Origin of the sequence: Yoonia sp. R2-816, assembly GCF_046762905.1 — a bacterium.
Classification (GTDB): Bacteria; Pseudomonadota; Alphaproteobacteria; order Rhodobacterales; family Rhodobacteraceae; genus Yoonia.
Genome location: NZ_JBKQXN010000216.1, coordinates 128,428 through 145,023 on the forward strand (window position 1 = coordinate 128,428; position 16,596 = coordinate 145,023).

Annotated in this window: 14 protein-coding genes and 1 tRNA gene; 10 read left to right on the forward strand and 5 right to left on the reverse strand. The window is 58.9% G+C overall.

What is annotated here, in order from left to right:
* The first annotated feature begins 1 nt into the window (after position 1).
* Together ACFWW2_RS14765 and ACFWW2_RS14770 are read left to right on the forward strand one after the other, a co-directional pair.
* Positions 2–1,324 (forward strand): GH1 family beta-glucosidase, encoded by a 1,323-nt coding sequence (locus ACFWW2_RS14765; RefSeq protein WP_393929038.1) that lies wholly within the window; start codon positions 2–4, stop codon positions 1,322–1,324.
* 8 nt (positions 1,325–1,332) lie between these two features.
* Positions 1,333–2,304: a glucokinase gene (locus ACFWW2_RS14770; RefSeq protein ID WP_393929040.1), complete on the forward strand. Its 972-nt coding sequence runs from the start codon at positions 1,333–1,335 to the stop codon at positions 2,302–2,304.
* Positions 2,305–2,549: 245 nt separating this feature from the next.
* On the opposite strand, the gene ACFWW2_RS14775 is transcribed toward ACFWW2_RS14770, so the two are convergent.
* The 3 genes from ACFWW2_RS14775 to guaB form a co-directional block, all read right to left on the reverse strand.
* Positions 2,550–4,829: an ATP-binding protein gene (locus tag ACFWW2_RS14775; RefSeq protein WP_393929042.1), complete on the reverse strand. Its 2,280-nt coding sequence runs from the start codon at positions 4,827–4,829 to the stop codon at positions 2,550–2,552.
* Positions 4,830–4,968: 139 nt separating this feature from the next.
* Positions 4,969–6,132 carry an RsmB/NOP family class I SAM-dependent RNA methyltransferase gene (locus ACFWW2_RS14780; protein ID WP_393929044.1) on the reverse strand — a complete coding sequence of 388 codons (1,164 nt, stop codon included), beginning with the start codon at positions 6,130–6,132 and terminating at the stop codon, positions 4,969–4,971.
* A gap of 3 nt (positions 6,133–6,135) precedes the next feature.
* Complete coding sequence (gene guaB / locus ACFWW2_RS14785) at positions 6,136–7,584, reverse strand: IMP dehydrogenase (protein ID WP_393929046.1); 1,449 nt, start codon at positions 7,582–7,584, stop codon at positions 6,136–6,138.
* Positions 7,585–7,704: 120 nt separating this feature from the next.
* Here guaB and ACFWW2_RS14790 point away from each other — a divergent pair, with 120 nt between their 5' ends.
* The 5 genes from ACFWW2_RS14790 (at position 7,705) to ACFWW2_RS14810 (ending at position 12,022) form a co-directional block, all read left to right on the forward strand.
* Positions 7,705–8,391 carry a hypothetical protein gene (locus tag ACFWW2_RS14790; RefSeq protein ID WP_393929048.1) on the forward strand — a complete coding sequence of 229 codons (687 nt, stop codon included), beginning with the start codon at positions 7,705–7,707 and terminating at the stop codon, positions 8,389–8,391.
* 91 nt (positions 8,392–8,482) lie between these two features.
* Positions 8,483–10,522, forward strand: coding sequence for an ASKHA domain-containing protein (locus tag ACFWW2_RS14795; RefSeq protein ID WP_393929050.1), 2,040 nt, complete (start codon positions 8,483–8,485; stop codon positions 10,520–10,522).
* Between the two features lie 93 nt (positions 10,523–10,615).
* Positions 10,616–10,689: transfer RNA gene (locus ACFWW2_RS14800), tRNA-Gly, on the forward strand.
* Between the two features lie 26 nt (positions 10,690–10,715).
* Positions 10,716–11,066: a RidA family protein gene (locus tag ACFWW2_RS14805; protein ID WP_393929052.1), complete on the forward strand. Its 351-nt coding sequence runs from the start codon at positions 10,716–10,718 to the stop codon at positions 11,064–11,066.
* 128 nt (positions 11,067–11,194) lie between these two features.
* On the forward strand, positions 11,195–12,022 hold the full coding sequence (locus tag ACFWW2_RS14810; RefSeq protein ID WP_393929054.1) for an endonuclease/exonuclease/phosphatase family protein: 828 nt from the start codon (positions 11,195–11,197) through the stop codon (positions 12,020–12,022).
* Positions 12,023–12,052: 30 nt separating this feature from the next.
* Here the strand turns inward: ACFWW2_RS14810 and ACFWW2_RS14815 are convergent, their stop codons facing one another.
* Both ACFWW2_RS14815 and ACFWW2_RS14820 read right to left on the reverse strand, forming a co-directional pair.
* Entirely contained in the window at positions 12,053–12,772 is a 720-nt protein-coding gene (locus ACFWW2_RS14815) for an RlmE family RNA methyltransferase (RefSeq protein WP_393929056.1), read from the reverse strand.
* Between the two features lie 14 nt (positions 12,773–12,786).
* A complete protein-coding gene (locus ACFWW2_RS14820; protein ID WP_393929058.1) occupies positions 12,787–13,899 on the reverse strand; it encodes a Ppx/GppA phosphatase family protein in 1,113 nt (370 codons plus the stop codon).
* A 244-nt stretch (positions 13,900–14,143) separates the two neighbouring features.
* On the opposite strand from ACFWW2_RS14820, the gene ACFWW2_RS14825 reads away from it, so the two are divergent.
* Genes ACFWW2_RS14825 through ACFWW2_RS14835 form a run of 3 tightly spaced genes read left to right on the forward strand, consistent with a single transcriptional unit; the run spans position 14,144 to position 16,483 of the window.
* Positions 14,144–14,440, forward strand: a complete 297-nt coding sequence (locus ACFWW2_RS14825) for a virulence factor (RefSeq protein WP_393929060.1) — start codon at positions 14,144–14,146, stop codon at positions 14,438–14,440.
* A gap of 41 nt (positions 14,441–14,481) precedes the next feature.
* Positions 14,482–15,405 (forward strand): methylenetetrahydrofolate reductase, encoded by a 924-nt coding sequence (locus tag ACFWW2_RS14830; RefSeq protein WP_393929062.1) that lies wholly within the window; start codon positions 14,482–14,484, stop codon positions 15,403–15,405.
* A 10-nt stretch (positions 15,406–15,415) separates the two neighbouring features.
* On the forward strand, positions 15,416–16,483 hold the full coding sequence (locus ACFWW2_RS14835; protein WP_393929064.1) for a dihydropteroate synthase: 1,068 nt from the start codon (positions 15,416–15,418) through the stop codon (positions 16,481–16,483).
* Positions 16,484–16,596: the final 113 nt, after the last annotated feature.

A 16,596-nucleotide genomic window follows, 5' to 3' on the forward strand; every position in this document is an offset into this window, starting at 1 on the left:
TATGGATTTCAAACGTTCCGATTTCCCCGAAGGTTTCACTTTCGGGGCCGCGACCGCCGCATACCAGATCGAAGGCCACAAATTCGGCGGGGCCGGATCAACTCACTGGGATACGTTTGCCGCCACGCCGGGCAATGTCATACGCGCAGAAGATGGTGCGCTTGCCTGCGATCACTACCATCGCTACCCCGAAGACCTCGATCTACTGAAAGATGCCGGCCTCGACGCCTACCGGTTTTCGACCTCCTGGGCGCGGGTCATGCCGGACGGGCGAACACCCAATGCCGAAGGGCTTGATTTCTACGACAGGCTGGTCGATGCGATGCTTGAACGGGGTCTGAAGCCATTTCAGACGCTCTATCACTGGGAACTGCCTTCAACACTGGCGGATGAGGGCGGATGGGCGAACCGCGATACCTGTGAATTTTTTGGCGATTTCACTGATGTAATCACCGACCGGATCGGCGACCGGGTCGCGGCCATTGCCACGATCAACGAACCGTGGTGCGTGTCCTTTCTGTCGCATTTTCTTGGCCACCACGCGCCGGGCTTGCGCGACTTGCGCGCCACAGCGCGGGCTATGCATCACATCATGCTGGCCCATGGCACAGCCATGGAACGGTTGCGCGCCAAGGGGATGCAAAACTGCGGCATCGTGCTGAACTTCGATCACACGACCCCCGCCGATGATACGCCAGAAGCGGAAGCCGCCGCCAACCTACAAGACGCCATCTTCAACCGCTGGTTCATCGACGCCGCCACCAAGGGGACCTACCCCAAAGGGGTGCTGGCCGGTTTCGAACCCCACATGCCCGCTGGCTGGCAGGACGACATGGACCTGATCAGCCAACCAATGGACTGGCTCGGCGTGAATTACTACACCCGCCACCGCGTGCTTCACGATGCCAACAGCGCCTGGCCGCACCTCACATCAGTTGAGGGCGATTTGCCCACCACGCAGATGGGTTGGGAAATCTACCCGGACGGCCTGCACCATTTCCTGACGCGATTGTCGCGCGACTATGTGGGCGACCTGCCGCTTTACGTGACAGAGAACGGAATGGCCTGGGCCGACGCGCTCGAAAACGGTGCCGTCTACGACCCGGAGCGGACATCCTTCGTCTCTGACCACATGCTGGCAACCAAACGTGCCATCGCTGACGGTGCCAACGTGCAGGGCTTTTTCTACTGGTCGCTTTTGGATAACTACGAATGGGCCTTCGGGTATGAGAAACGCTTTGGGATCGTACATGTGGATTTCGAGACCTTGAAGCGGACACCCAAAGCGTCCTATCACGCGCTCAAAGCCGCCATCGCGCGTTAAGGATCACCATGAGCCATCCCGACAACACCTATTCGCTGGTCGCCGATATTGGCGGCACCAATACGCGCGTCGCTCTGGCTGACGGGCGCCGCATTGTCGACGGCACCGTGCGCCGCTACAGCAACAGCGATTTTCCGGGGCTCGAATCCGTCCTGAAACGCTACATCGCTGACGAGGACGGCGTTGATCCTATCGCTGCTTGCGTGGCCGTGGCCGGCCCTGTGCGTGACGGACGAGCGGCGATGACCAACCTTGACTGGACCATCGACAAGGAGACGCTTGGCCGGGCGACACGTGCCGAAACGGTCGCCATCCTGAACGATCTGCAGGCGCAGGGCCATGCGCTCGACCATTTGGACCCCGCCAATATCCGCAGCATCCTGACTGGGCCAGAGCCGAAAAACAATGCCGCTAAACTGGTGGTCGGCGTCGGCACTGGCTTCAACGCGGCACCGGTGTTCGATCTTGAAAGCGGACGCATGGTGCCCCCGTCCGAATGTGGCCACGCCAACCTGCCCATCCGCAACGAGATGGAGCTGCGGCTGTGCCAGTTCGTTTCCACAGCGCACGGGTTCCCGGCGGTCGAAGATGTGCTTTCGGGGCGCGGTCTGGAACGGGTCTATGCGTTCTTCGGCAACGAGGCGGACGATCCACGCGAACGCGCGGCCAAAGATATCATGACCGCCTGCGCCAATGGCAGTGATGAACGCGCGGTCGAGGCTGCGCGCCTGTTCACCCGTATTCTCGGCACGGTTTGTGGCAACCTGTCCTTGATTCAACTGCCCTTTGGGGGTGTCTATCTGGTCGGCGGCGTCGCCCGTGCCTTTGCACCGCATCTGTCAACATTCGGCTTCGGTGAAGCCTTCCGCGACAAGGGTCGGTTTGCGGGCTTCATGAGCAACTTCGCCGTGCACGTGATCGAAGACGATTACGCCGCCCTGACCGGATCAGCGGCACATCTGGTCGCCCTTTCTAATTAAGGAAAACTGGCTGGCAGAAACCAATCTGACAGCTTGGCGTCAACCGGCGGTGAGCGTGCGGATCAACCATTCATCAATCGCAGGGGCAAATCTGCGCCCACTCTCTTGATTGTTTTACCGGAGGTGCAGACGGGTTCAGCAGGCCAACGCGATTGTCTATCTTACTGCTTCATCGTTCCTGGCCGCTCCAAAAAAGACCGCATCACTCTATCTTCGGCTCACCCGCAACCTAGACGATAAAGCCGCTAAGCCGTCATCCGGCGGTCCTGCAATTGACCTTGAACCGTCTGGGTGAGCGCATTCAGCGAAAATGGCTTGGGCAAAAAGACTGAATTCGGTATCCGCGACTGATCATCGCCAAAAGCATCCTCGGCATAGCCCGAAACGAACACCACCTTCGTATCGGGCCGGTCGACCAATGCTTCGCGCACCCAGGTGGGACCGTCCATGCCAGGCATGATCACGTCCGTTACAAAAATGTCGACGCCCAGTTCAGTGTCGTTGAGCATCTCCAGTGCCGCCTCTGCACAATCGGCCTCAAGCACCGTGTAACCTCGCAGACGCAAGGCACGAGACGCAAAGGCCCGCACCGGCGCTTCATCTTCCACCAAAAGGACAACGCCCTCGGCTTCGGTGTTGATCGGTTGGGGTGCAGATGTGGCCACCTCAAGCGGTTCTGCAACAGGCAGATCATAGCTGGGGAAAAGCAAGGAAAACTGCGTCCCCTTGTCCACTTCGCTTTCGGCAAAGATGTAACCACCGGTCTGTTTCACGATGCCGTAAGCCGTCGAAAGCCCCAGGCCGGTCCCCTCACCTACACGCTTGGTCGTATAGAAAGGTTCGAAGATTTTTGGCAGTTTTTCGGCTGGAATCCCGTGACCTTCATCAATGACCTTCACCACAACATATTCGCCCGGTGGCACGATGGCCCGATCCTTGACCATCTGCGTTTTCAGCGACAGGTTCTCAGTCACCACCCTGATTTCGCCGCCCTTGGGCATGGCATCGCGCGCATTGACCACGAGGTTCATCAAAACTTGCTCCAACTGGCGGCGGTCGGCTTTGATCTGGGCCAGTGCCGGGTCATGGTTCAGCAGCAACGTCACTTTTTCACCCACCAATCGGTTCAACAGATGGGTCAGATCAGACAGCGTATCGCGCAAATCGATGATTTCGGGCTGCAGATTCTGCTTGCGTGAAAAGGCAAGTAACTGTCCCACAAGACTTGCTGCTCGATTGGCGTTCTGATGGATCTGGATCAGATCACCATAATTCTGGTCGCCTTCATCATGGCGCAGAAGCAGCAAATCACAGTGCCCGGAAATCGCCGTCAGCAGGTTGTTGAAATCATGTGCCACGCCTCCAGCGAGTTGGCCGATGGCCTGCATCTTCTGGCTTTGCACAAATTGCGCTTCGAGCGTCTTGAGTTCGGTCACATCGTTCAGCACGGCAATGAGGTGGGTATCCGTGGTCTCACCTGAGATATTCAGCGTGACCTGAACAAACGTATCTTGGTTTTCGCTGCGCCCGCGCAAAAACTGCGAGACATTGCCGCCGCGCCCTTCAGCCGCTTCGCGCAGCCAATCGTTGATCGGGCGGCCCAATCCGTCCAACACGTCAGCCATACGTTTACCAGCCGTGTCTTGCAGATTCAGTAATTGCCGTGCCTCGCGGTTTGACGCCAGAATTTCACCATCCGGTGAAATCTTCATCAAAGGAACTGGCAGATCCTCGATCGCGTCCCAGCCAGCATTGAATTTTCTGGGGGCCGTCGTGCCGGTATCGGGCAGCAGATAGATATCACACTCACCGCCACGCCCCGTGACTTCTGCCACAACCGCTGTTGTCCGGTTTCCGGTCGTCTTGATTTTGTGGACCTGACCGGCACGGACCGGCAGATCTTCGATAACATCTGACAGCGTCTTGGGCCGTCCTCCCAAAAGGCGGCGCGCGGCGTCGTTGATCTGTGCAACCGTCCCCGTCGCGCTGATTTGCAGATGTGGCAGATTGATATTTGCAGTGCCCAAGGGCGCGTATCTTGTATCTTCCAGATCATCGAGCCGCCACAACATGGCACCGTCGCCGATGGCCGAAACGCTCAGCCGGAAATGACCGCTGCGGGTCACAATATCCTCTTTGCTGTGGCCCCCTGCGGCAACACGCTCCTTCACGCGCCGCATCAAACCATCTGGCTGGGCCATCAATGTGCCAAGAACCTGTCGCATCGACTGACCAATTGTCTGGCCAAATCGTGCGTGCGATGGGCTGTTCGCATCCTGAACAATGCATGCCGCATCGGTCACGAATGCGCTGTCAGCATCCTTTGCGATCAACAGAGTCGCAGCGGCTGTCAGATCCTCATTCAAGCGTCCCAAAACGAGATATCGCGCGGCCAGCAGCAGGGCTAGCAACAGCGAGATACCGCCCGCAATCAGCAGGCCATATCGCAGAGCGATCACTGGCACCAATGCGGCGGCAATAAAACACGTCACCGCGAACAGCAGCAACACCGCAGAAATCGGCAAGCGCCGCAGCCTTGCACCTGGCGGGATCTCAATCAACTGGTCAGATGGCACACACGAACCTCAATCACGCATTTGTTTTAGACTTATCGCATCAAGGATTAATCAATCCTTAAGCAGCATAGCGCAATTGGAAACGCAATCACAGGTTGCTATTGTCGCGGGTCAAACAACACAGGAAAAACCCGTCCCAATCATCGCAGGGCACCAGTTGTTCACGGTATAAAACACGCCATTCGGGCCGTGTTTTCAGAAACTTGTCGATGATCGCATCGTTTTCCTGCCGCAGGACTGAACAGGTCGCATAAGCCAACATGCCATCCTGCCCGGTCAGATCTGCCGCCGAAAGGATAACTTCGGACTGCATGTTCTGATACCGCGCCAGATCATCCTCTGAAAATCGCCATTTTGCGTCCGGCGTCCGGCGCCAAGTCCCGCTACCACTGCAAGGCGCATCGCAAAACACCACGTCGAAGGGCGCCGCGCTTGCCAGCGCCGCCGTCGTTCGGGTTTCGATACGCACGCCCGCACGGTCTGCCCGAGCAGGCAAGTCTTTCATCCGGTCTGGCGCAATGTCATGGGCCACAACCTGACAATCATACATGTCAGCCAAGGCCAGCGCCTTGCCGCCACCACCAGCGCAATAATCCAGCACCCGCGCATCTGCGGGCACTTGCAGTTGTGCCACCGCATGCTGAGACGACGCATCCTGTAATTCGACGTAGCCGTTCAGATACGCCTGCGACGTTTTGATGCGACGCGGGTTTTCAACGACACGCGAGGCGGTTTGAACCGATTCATGCGGAACGGCCAGTATCCCGTCATCAGCAAGCATCCTGATGGCGCTCTCCCGATCACCGCGTCGCGTATTGACCCGCAGGAAGACCGCAGCTCGCGCCTGCTGGGCATGTGCAGCGGCTTCAGCCTGATCACCCAGACTGTCCTGCCATAACGGCCAAAGCCAATCTGGCAGGTCACAGGCCGCCGCCGCGTCCGTGACAGAAACCGGAGATCGTTCAGCATCCGTTAATGCCGAAGGCGCATGGCCCTGACCGCAAAACAGGGCATCAACATCCCACCCATCGCGCAAGGCCACTGCAATCATCAGTGCGCGACCGTCACCATCGCCCAGTGATCGCTTGGCCCGCAAAACATCAAATACATGATCCCTGACGGCCGCGCGATCCTTGGATCCAGCATAACGACTGCCGCGTGCCCATGCGGTCAGGGCGCGTTCTGCGGGGATGCCGCCGCGCACCTGATCCAGTATCTCAATCGCCGCTGCGACGCGTGCGCCAGGGGTCATTGTTCAGCCAACGCGATAATTTGGGCTTTCGCGGGTGATCTGCACGTCATGCACATGGCTTTCTTTCAGGCCCGCACCCGTGATCTTCACGAATTGGCAATTCCTGCGCATTTCGTCGATCGTCGCATTGCCGGTATAGCCCATTGCGGCACGCAGGCCGCCAACCAACTGGTGAACAACGGCATGTGCCGATCCTTTATAGGGGACCTGCCCCTCGATCCCCTCGGGGACCAGTTTGTCACTGGCGGCCTCTTTCTGGAAATACCGATCAGCAGAGCCGCTAGCCATTGCCCCAAGGCTGCCCATACCGCGATAGGATTTGAACGAGCGTCCCTGATACAGGATGACCTCACCCGGGCTTTCATCGGTGCCTGCAATCATCGACCCAACCATCGCGCAAGAGGCGCCAGCAGCAATCGCCTTGGCAAAATCACCGGAAAACTTGATGCCGCCGTCAGCAATCACCGGCACGTCACCGGCGCCTTCGGCACAATCCATAATCGCAGTCAGTTGCGGCACACCGACACCTGCGACCATACGGGTCGTGCAGATTGATCCGGGTCCGATCCCGACCTTCACGGCATCTGCACCCGCACCGATCAGCGCTTTCGCGGCCGCCCCGGTCGCAATATTGCCCGCCACGATCTGCACCTCATTCGACAGCATCTTGGCCCGTTCAACTGCCTTAGCCACACCTTCCGAATGACCATGGGCCGTGTCGATTACAATCATATCCACACCCGCATCCACCAGCGCTTCGGCCCGCTCAAAGCCGGCATCGCCAACGCCAGAGGCCGCAGCGACGCGCAGTCGGCCCAGATGATCCTTGCAGGCAATCGGGTTCAGAACAGCCTGCTCACTGTCTTTCAAGGTCAGCAGCCCAGTCAACTTTCCCTGCCCGTCGGTGATTAGCAGCTTTTCAATCCGGCGCGCCTGCATCAGTGACCGGGCCTCATCCAAATCAGCAGGCTCGGTCAGAACAGCCAGATTTTCTGATGTCATCATGACACTGACAGGGGTCTCGTCATCGGTGGCAAAACGCATGTCGCGGTTGGTGACAATGCCAACGACCTTGCCCCCTTCGCCGACCACAGGAAAACCAGTGATGCGATAACGCTCCATCAGTTCCTTGGCATCGGCCAGGGTCTGATCAGGGCGCAGGGTCACAGGGTTGTAGACAGTCCCCGACACAAACCGCTTCACTCGGCGAATTTCCTTGGCCTGCGCTTCGATACTCAGGTTCTTGTGGACCACACCAATGCCGCCCGCCTGCGCCATCGCAATCGCCATACGGCCTTCGGTCACGGTGTCCATGGCGCTGGACAGCAGTGGAATATTCATCGTGATGGATTTGGTGACACGGGTGCGGGTATCTGCGGTGGATGGCAGTACGCTGGACGCCCCCGGCACCAGCAGAACATCATCAAAGGTAAGTGCCTCGCGAATTTCCATCAACCGTCTCCTTGGGTGGCATCGTTGGCACGTCCCTATTGCATGGAACGCACCTGTCGGAAAGAGCAAACTCACCCGAATGTGGGTTGCTGCCGCCCGGCCCCCACGACAGAGTGCGGCATGACCCTGAAAGAGCCTCAGCAAATCGCGCCACAGCGCTACGGCGCGATCCGATTGATCCTGCGCCTTGGCGTGATCTTCGGGATTGTTCTGCTGGCCAAACTCGGCATGGATGCGCTGTCGGCAAAGGTCACACAACTGGAAAGCGACAGCGCCAAAGGGGCGATGATCGGGCTGATCATCCTGGTCCTGATCGGTTACGCCCTAATGCTGGCCATCCCGTTCCTGCCCGGGGTCGAAATCGGGATCGCTGTCCTGCTGATCCAGGGGGCAAGTGCCGCACCTTACGTCTATCTGGCGACCCTGACAGGGCTGTCGCTGGCCTTTCTCTTCGGGCAGTTCGTCCCGCTTGACCGGCTCAGCCGGTTCTGCGCGGATCTCTATATGTTCCGGGTCTGCGCCTTGCTGCATACGATCATGACGACACCGCTGGACCAGCGGCTGACCACGCTGAACGACCGTTTGCCGCGCTGGCTGGCCCCGGTCCTGATCAATTACCGCTATGTCACGCTGGGCGCGCTGATCAATCTGCCCGGCAACATCGCGCTGGGCGGCGGCGGCGGCATCATGATGGCCGCCGGACTCAGCCGACTGTTCCGGACGCAGCACACCATCATCGCCATCGCCATCTTTACCCTGCCCGTCCCGCTGGCAGTCTGGATCATGGGAACAGATATCCTGCGTTAAGTGGCCGTTTTCATATTTATTATGACGGGTTCGGGACTTCCCCCACCGGCATCACACGATATGTATGGGCCAACAACAAACAGGCGTATCCATGTCCAGTGACCCTCTTGTGATCTTCACCCCCTCTGGCAAGCGGGGCCATTTCCCGGTTGGGACCCCGGTTCTGACGGCGGCACGGCAATTGGGGGTCGATCTCGATTCGGTCTGCGGCGGGCGAGGGATCTGTTCCAAATGCCAGATCACGCCCTCCTACGGGGAATTCCCCAAACACGGGGTCAGCGTCGCCGACGATGCCCTGTCGGAATGGAACGCGGTCGAGGCGCGATACGACGAAAAGCGCGGCCTGAAACAAGGGCGGCGTCTAGGCTGTCAGGCCACGATCCAAAGCGATGTGATCATCGACGTCCCGGCCGAAAGCCAGGTCCACAAACAGGTCGTGCGCAAACGGGCCGAAGCACGCGAAATCATCATGAACCCCTCCACCCGGCTCTACTATGTCGAGGTCGAGGAACCAGATATGCACGACCCGTCGGGCGATCTGGAACGGCTTGTCGCCGCACTCCGCCGCGACTGGGACCTGCCAGAGCTTGAGGCCGATCTTGGTGTGCTGAAGACCCTGCAGCCAGCCCTGCGCAAGGGCGAATGGAAGGTCACCGTCGCCGTGCATCTGGGCGACGCGGTCTTCAGCCCGCGGATCATGGAAATCTGGCCCGGCTTCTACGACGGTACCATCTACGGGCTGGCGGTCGATCTTGGGTCAACCACCATCGCGGCGCATCTCTGTGATCTGCATTCCGGTCAGGTCGTCGCGTCATCCGGCATCATGAACCCGCAGATCCGTTTCGGCGAGGACCTGATGAGCCGGGTCAGCTATTCCATGATGAACCCCGGCGGGGCCGAGGAAATGACCCGTGCTGTGCGTGAAGGGATGAACGCGCTCTTCGTGCAAATCGCCACCGAAGCCGGGATCGACCGCAACCTGATCGTCGACGCGGTCTTTGTCTGCAACCCCGTCATGCATCACCTCTTTCTGGGCATCGACGCCTATGAACTGGGGCAGGCCCCGTTCGCCCTTGCCACGTCAGAGGCGATATCGCTCCGCGCTGTCGAACTTGAACTCAACCTGCACCCGGCCGCGCGCGTCTATATCCTGCCTTGTATTGCAGGGCATGTGGGGGCCGATGCCGCCGCTGTCGCACTATCCGAAGCCCCTGACAAATCCGAAGACCTCGTGCTTGTCGTCGATGTGGGCACCAATGCCGAAATCATCCTTGGCAACAAGGACAAGGTGCTTGCCTGTTCCTCCCCCACTGGCCCGGCCTTCGAAGGGGCGCAGATCAGCAGCGGACAGCGAGCGGCACCCGGCGCTATCGAACATGTGCAAATCGACCCGGTTACGAAACTGCCCCGGTTCCAGGTCATCGGCAGCGAATTGTGGTCCGACGACCCGGGATTCGACGCGGCCATTGCGCAAACCGGCGTCACCGGCATTTGCGGGTCCGGCATCATTGAGGTGATCGCCGAAATGCGCCTTGCCGGTATTGTCGACGGGCCGGGGCTGATCGGAACTGTCGAACAGACCGGATCGCCCAATTGCTTCCCCGACGGACGCACCAACAGCTATCTGCTTTATGACGGCAGCGAAAATGGCGGGCCAAAAATCACCGTGACCAACACCGACATCCGGCAAATCCAGATGGCCAAGGCGGCACTCTATTCCGGCGCACGGCTGTTGATGGATAAATTCGGCGTGGACAAGGTCGACCGGATCGTGCTCGCCGGGGCGTTTGGGGCGCATATCAGCCCGAAACACGCAATGATCCTCGGCATGATCCCCGACGCACCACTGGACAAGGTCACCAGCGCGGGCAACGCGGCAGGCACCGGGGCTCGCATCGCCCTGCTCAATACCGACGCCCGGCGCGAGATCGAAGATGTCGTGCACAAGATCCACAAAATCGAAACCGCGATCGAACCGCGCTTTCAGGAACATTTCGTCAACGCGTCCGCCATCCCCAACGCGGTCGAACCCTTCCCGATCCTGAAGAGTATCGTAGATATACCGACCGTGAACCACAACGCTGGCAATAGCGAACGCCAAGGGCGACGGCGGCGGGCGCGGACATCATGATGCGGGGTTGTCCCCGCCTGTCAATTTGCCCTCCCAGTGGACACAAAACATACGTTGACGATGGCCGCGCCGGGGCGTATCCAGATCCCCGCTGCGGGTATGGTGAAAAGGTATCACGAAAGCTTCCCAAGCTTCAGTTACGGGTTCGATTCCCGTTACCCGCTCCATGACTTTCAACCAGATGAGGTCCAAAATGCCGGATATCACACGCAAACATGTCGGTCCGCGGATGAGCCAGCTGGTCATCCACAACAGCGTGGCCTATCTGGCCGGTCAGGTGGGCACGCCCGGTGCGTCGATCACCCAGCAGACCAACGACATCCTAGGGCAGATCGATACGCTTCTGGCCGAGGCAGGCACAGACAAATCCAACCTGCTGACAGCGCAAATCTGGCTGTCTGATATTGCCAGCCAGTTCGAAGAAATGAATGCCGCATGGGAAGCCTGGGTGCCCGAAGGCGCTGCACCAGCCCGGTGGACTGGTGAGGCCAAACTGGCAACACCCGATTTTCATGTAGAGATCATCGTGACTGCGGCGATCTAGTTATGGAACCTCCGCGGTTTGATATCTGATCGGCTGATTGCACGTTTGGAAAACTTGTTGGCCTGCAATAAGATCCCATGAAAACGGCCTGTCTGGCTATAGCTGCCCTCTCTGGCTTATTTCTTACTATGGGCTTTCTTGGGTATCTGCACCCCATGTTTGATGCCTTGGCCATCGGTCGTTGGATCGCAATCTATGTTTTGCTTCTTTGCCTCTTTCTGCTGGTGCTGTTGAACCGCATGTATGTGTTGGCTGCGCTTGCGCTGGCTACCTTGGTTCTGGTTGTCGCCAATTCACGCATCGCCGGTGATGGCGAGGCGGGAAAAATTCGCGTCTACACAAAGAACCTATGGCACCGGAACGTTGAGATCACCGCGCTTGCAGCCGATATCGCGAATGCCAATCCTGATATCGTCGTGTTGCAGGAGGTCTCGGAAAACAACGTCGCCTTGATGTCCGATTTGCAATCAATACTGCCCCATCAGGTGCGCTGCCCATGGCAAGGCTGGAACGGGATTGCTATTCTGTCCCGCTGGCCACTTTCCAATGATGCGACCCGATGTTCGCCAGAACGATCATTGATGGCCGTGAAGGTGATAGGGCACGACGGGCCCTTCTGGGTGGTCGGTGTGCATCTGCAACAACCATGGCCGGATGTGCAATGGGCACATCTTGAGAGAGCTCTGCCAGTGCTTTCGGAAGTGAACGGGAATGCAATCGTTGCTGGTGATTTCAATACAGTACCGTGGAGCGCAGCTGCAAAGACCATCGGCCACTTAACAAATGCGAAAGTCATCCCCCCGAGGCTAACCACCTTTCGCCTCTGGGGCGTCGGACTTCCGCTTGATCAGGTCTGGGCCTTGGGCGGCAAAGCAGAGCTACGCCCAATGATCGGCTCTGATCATTATGGTGTTGTGGCAGATGTCTGGCCCTCAAACCCTACAGCGCGTGACTGACCGGAGGGCGACTAAGTCAGTCTTCTGACTTCAAGCGTTGCCCTTAAACCCTGTCGCTACAACGAATTTCTCCGAGCTATCAGACCGTGATGCTGGCGGTTTGACATTGGCGACTTTGGTGAACCGCGCCTTGAGAAGCTTTTGCAACTCACCCTCTGCCCCGCCGGCCAGCACTTTGGCCACGAATGTCCCACCTTCGTTCAGCACGTCGAACGCGAAATAGGCCGCCGCTTCGCACAGCGCGATGATCCGCAAATGGTCCGTCTGTTTGTGACCAGAGGCGGAGGCGGCCATGTCGGACATCACCACATCGGCTGGCCCGCCCAGCCATTCCTTGACCTGTTGGTCGGCGTCATCTTCCATGAAATCAAGCTGGTGAATTTCGGCGCCAGCAATCGGCTCGACCTCTTGCAGGTCGATGCCCAGCACATAGCCCTGCGCCTTGCCCTTCTTCTCGCCCAGCATATTGGCGCGCTTGACCGCAACTTGCAGCCAGCCACCCGGTGCGCAACCCAGATCGACAATCCGGGCACCAGGGACGAGGAACCGGTATTTGTCATCCAATTCGAGGATCTTGTAGGCTGCCCTGCCCCGGTATCCGTCAGCCTTGGCGCGCTTCACATACGGATCGTTCAACTGCCGCTGCAACCATTTGGTCGAACTCAGCTTGCGTCCGCGCGCGGTCTTGACCTTGACGGTCAGATCACGCTGCCCGCGTCCAGAAGTATTTTTGGTGGGTTTTTTGGCCATTGGGTGCCTATCGCCTAAAACGGCGTATCTTCCAAGACCCCATCCGCCGACATCTGTGCGTAAAGCAACCCCTCACGCAGGCCACGATCCGCAACTGACAGCCGGTCCGTGGGCCAAAGCCGCATGAGCGCCTGCAGGATGGCAGACCCCGACATGATCAACGCCTGCCGGTCCTTGCCGATACGCGGATCAGCGCGGCGACCCGCCGGACCCAACGACAGATAATCGCGGATCACGCTGTCGATCTGATCAGATGTCATGCGCAGCCCGTCCACTTTTGTCCGGTCATAGCGCTTGAGCCCTAGATAGCTCGCTGCGACAGTCGTGACCGTCCCACTGGTCCCGATGATCTGGAACCCTTCGCGTGCCTGTGCGGCCACAGAGGGCGAGAATTCTTCAAGGTTTTCCTCGAAAAACCAGCTCATCAGGGCAAAGCGGGCCGCATCGTCTTCCACATCCGAAAACTGATCGCGCAACGTGGCAACACCCAATGGCACAGAAATCCAGTCCACCACCTTGGCCGCGGCAAAGGGACCAGGATCGGATTTGAACCCGGCATGCAGACGCATGATCGCACGCGGGCGTTCGCGCTTGGGGACGTTGGTCAGATCAATCCAGACAAGCTCGGTCGAACCGCCACCGATATCCACGACGAGCAACTGTTCAGTATTCACGCTAACCAGCGGTGCGCAGGAGATAACAGCAAGCCGCGCCTCCTCCTCCGGCTTGATGATTTCCAGCTTCAACCCGGTCTCGCGACGGACCTGAGCCACAAAATTATCGCCGTTCAACGCGCGACGACAGGCCTCCGTCGCGACAAGACGCATCCGCTCGACACCGTAACGCTTCAGTTTTTCACGACAGATGCGCATGGCCGAAATCGTGCGGTTCATCGACGAACGCGATAACCGGCCCGTGCTTTCCAAACCCTGCCCCAACTGGACCGATTTGGAAAAGCTGTCCACCACATGAAACTGGCTGCCCTTGGGTTGGGCAATCAGCATACGGCAGCTATTTGTGCCCAAATCCAATGCCGCATACAGCGTCGCCGGATCAGGCGGTTTTGGCGCGGGGGTTTCGACCGCTTTGGGGAACGCGCCCGCACCTTTGGGACGCCTGGGCGCCATGTTCACGCCCTCCATTTCGAGTTACCTCCAAGCTAGGGCGACAACGGGTGCGGTGCAAGTCTTGTGTACGCATTCGTGAGCCATCCACATCTTGGATATGAGGATTATGACCCCCAACTGCTCTGGTGTGGGACCGATGTGCACGTTACCCATATGCAGTCGCTCAGAGCATCCACGATGTCGAAAACCGACTTCGGCAAGGAAAAACGGATGTTAAACCGGGATCAGAACAAAGAGGAATCAGATGCCTGACGTCACCATCGTTTACTGGCGCGACATGCCCGCTCAGGTCATCGTGGGCCGTGGCCGTCGGGGCACCAAATTGCCCCTGCCGGAACGATTCGAACAGGCAATCGACCGGGCCGCAATGAAGTCAGGCGCCGCCGAATCCGATGAATACATGGCCGGTTTCCGAAAGGCCGACCCGTACCCGGCTGAGGGCACAGATGCCGAAGCCGCCGCTACCGCCGTCGCCCACATAGATGCCGAATACGATGCCGAACGGATAAAGACCCTGATCACCAATGACGGTTGGGCTTGAAAACCCCGCCCCGCATCCCCCCACGCCTTACGGAGGTCGTTATGTCCTTGCTTCCATTCCTCAAGCGCAAAGAAATCGCAGAGACCAGCGTCAACCCGGATGTTGAGGCGTTTCTGCAAGGCTATTCGATCGAGGTGATGCCGCGCACCGCCGAAAAGGTCGATGATTTCCGCGATCTTCTGCCTGCAGGCACCCGCGTCTACATCGCGCATATCGAAGGGACCCCGATCGAGGATATGGTCGCGACAGCCAAGCGGCTGGCTACCGATGGCTACAACGTCATGCCCCACTTCCCGGCGCGCATCATCAAGAACAAGGCCACACTGGCAGAATGGATCGCACAATACAAAGGTGAGGCTGGCGTTGATCAGGCGCTGCTGCTGGCCGGTGGTGTGGCGGAACCACATGGCGATTTCCACAGTTCCATGCAGCTCCTGGAAACCGGTCTATTCGGCGATTTCAAGCGCCTGCACGTCGCCGGCCACCCCGAAGGCAACCGTGATATCGACACCGACGGCACCGACAGAAACGTCATGGATGCCCTGCGCTGGAAACAGAAATTCAGCGAAACAACAGATGCCGACATGGCACTGGCTACCCAGTTCGCATTCGAGGCAAAGCCGATCATCGCTTGGGCCGACGCGCTGCGCGACGCCGGCATCACGATCCCGATCCACATCGGCATCGCCGGCCCCGCCAAGCTGCAGACCCTGATCAAATTCGCCATCGCCTGCGGCGTCGGGCCATCGCTCAAGGTTCTGCAAAAGCGGGCGATGGATGTGACCAAACTGCTGCTCCCCTACGAACCAACCGAGGTTCTGACTGAACTTGCCGCCCACAAGGCCGCAAACCCTGATTTCAATATCGAAAGTGTCCATTTCTTCCCGCTGGGCGGGATCAAGACCAATGCAAAATGGGCAATCGATCATGGCGGCAGTTCAGCCGTTCCAGCCTCTCAATCCTAAGGACCCTAGAATGACACGCACCATCGTCGAATCCAAAACCAAGACGGCCATTATCGGGTTCGACCAGCCCTTTTGCGTGATCGGTGAACGGATCAACCCCACAGGCCGAAAAATCCTGGCCGAGGAACTGGAACGCGGCGATTTCAGCCGGGTCGAGGCGGACGCGATTGCGCAGGCCGCAGCCGGTGCCAATGTGCTGGACGTGAACTCCGGTGCAGTCTTTTCCAACAAGATGGCCGAAGACCCCCGCTACGCCGACAACAACTTTGTCGAACCACCACTGATGACCGAACTGGTCAAACGAGTGCAGGCCGTGGTCGACATCCCGCTTTGCATCGACAGTTCCGTCCCCGGCGCGCTGGAAAATGGTCTGGCGGCAGCCGAAGGGCGCCCTCTTCTGAACTCTGTCACCGGTGAAGAGGAACGGCTGGAACTCGTCCTGCCATTGGTCAAGAAATACAATGTGCCAGTCGTGGCCATCTCCAACGACGATACCGGGATCAGCGAAGACCCCGACGTGCGCTTTGCTGTCGCCAAGAAGATCGTGGAACGGGCCGCCGATTTCGGCATTCCGGCCCATGACATCGTTGTGGACCCATTGGTGATGCCCATCGGTGCCATGGGCACCGCCGGGCTGCAGGTCTTCACCCTTGTGCGGCGCCTGCGCGAAGAGCTGGGGGTCAACACGACCTGCGGTGCATCGAATATCTCATTCGGTCTGCCCAACCGTCACGGGATCAACAACGCCTTCCTGCCCATGGCAATGACCGCCGGCATGACCTCTGCCATCATGAACCCGGTGGCACTGCCAATCGGCCCGATCAAGATCGCCGAGAAAAAGGCCGAAATAGCCGCCGCCGGTATCATCCTGCCCGACGACATGGACGACGAAACCTTTGTCACGCTCTTCGGCCTTGGCTCCACAAAACCGCGCGCTGGTAGCGAGATGGCAGCAATCCGCGCCGCCAACTTCTTGACCGACAATGACCCGTCGGGCGCAGAATGGATCAAGTTCAACCGCGCCCCGGTCAAAGAGGGCGAAGGGCGCGCGCGGACCGGTCGGCGGCGGCGCGCTTAATCCAGAATTGGGACTGCATTGGCGTCATCCGGTGGAAGATCAGCGATGTTAACCGCGAGATCGGGCGCGAACGCTTTGAATGAGAGGTCCGGCGCGGATTTGGCCTGATGGCC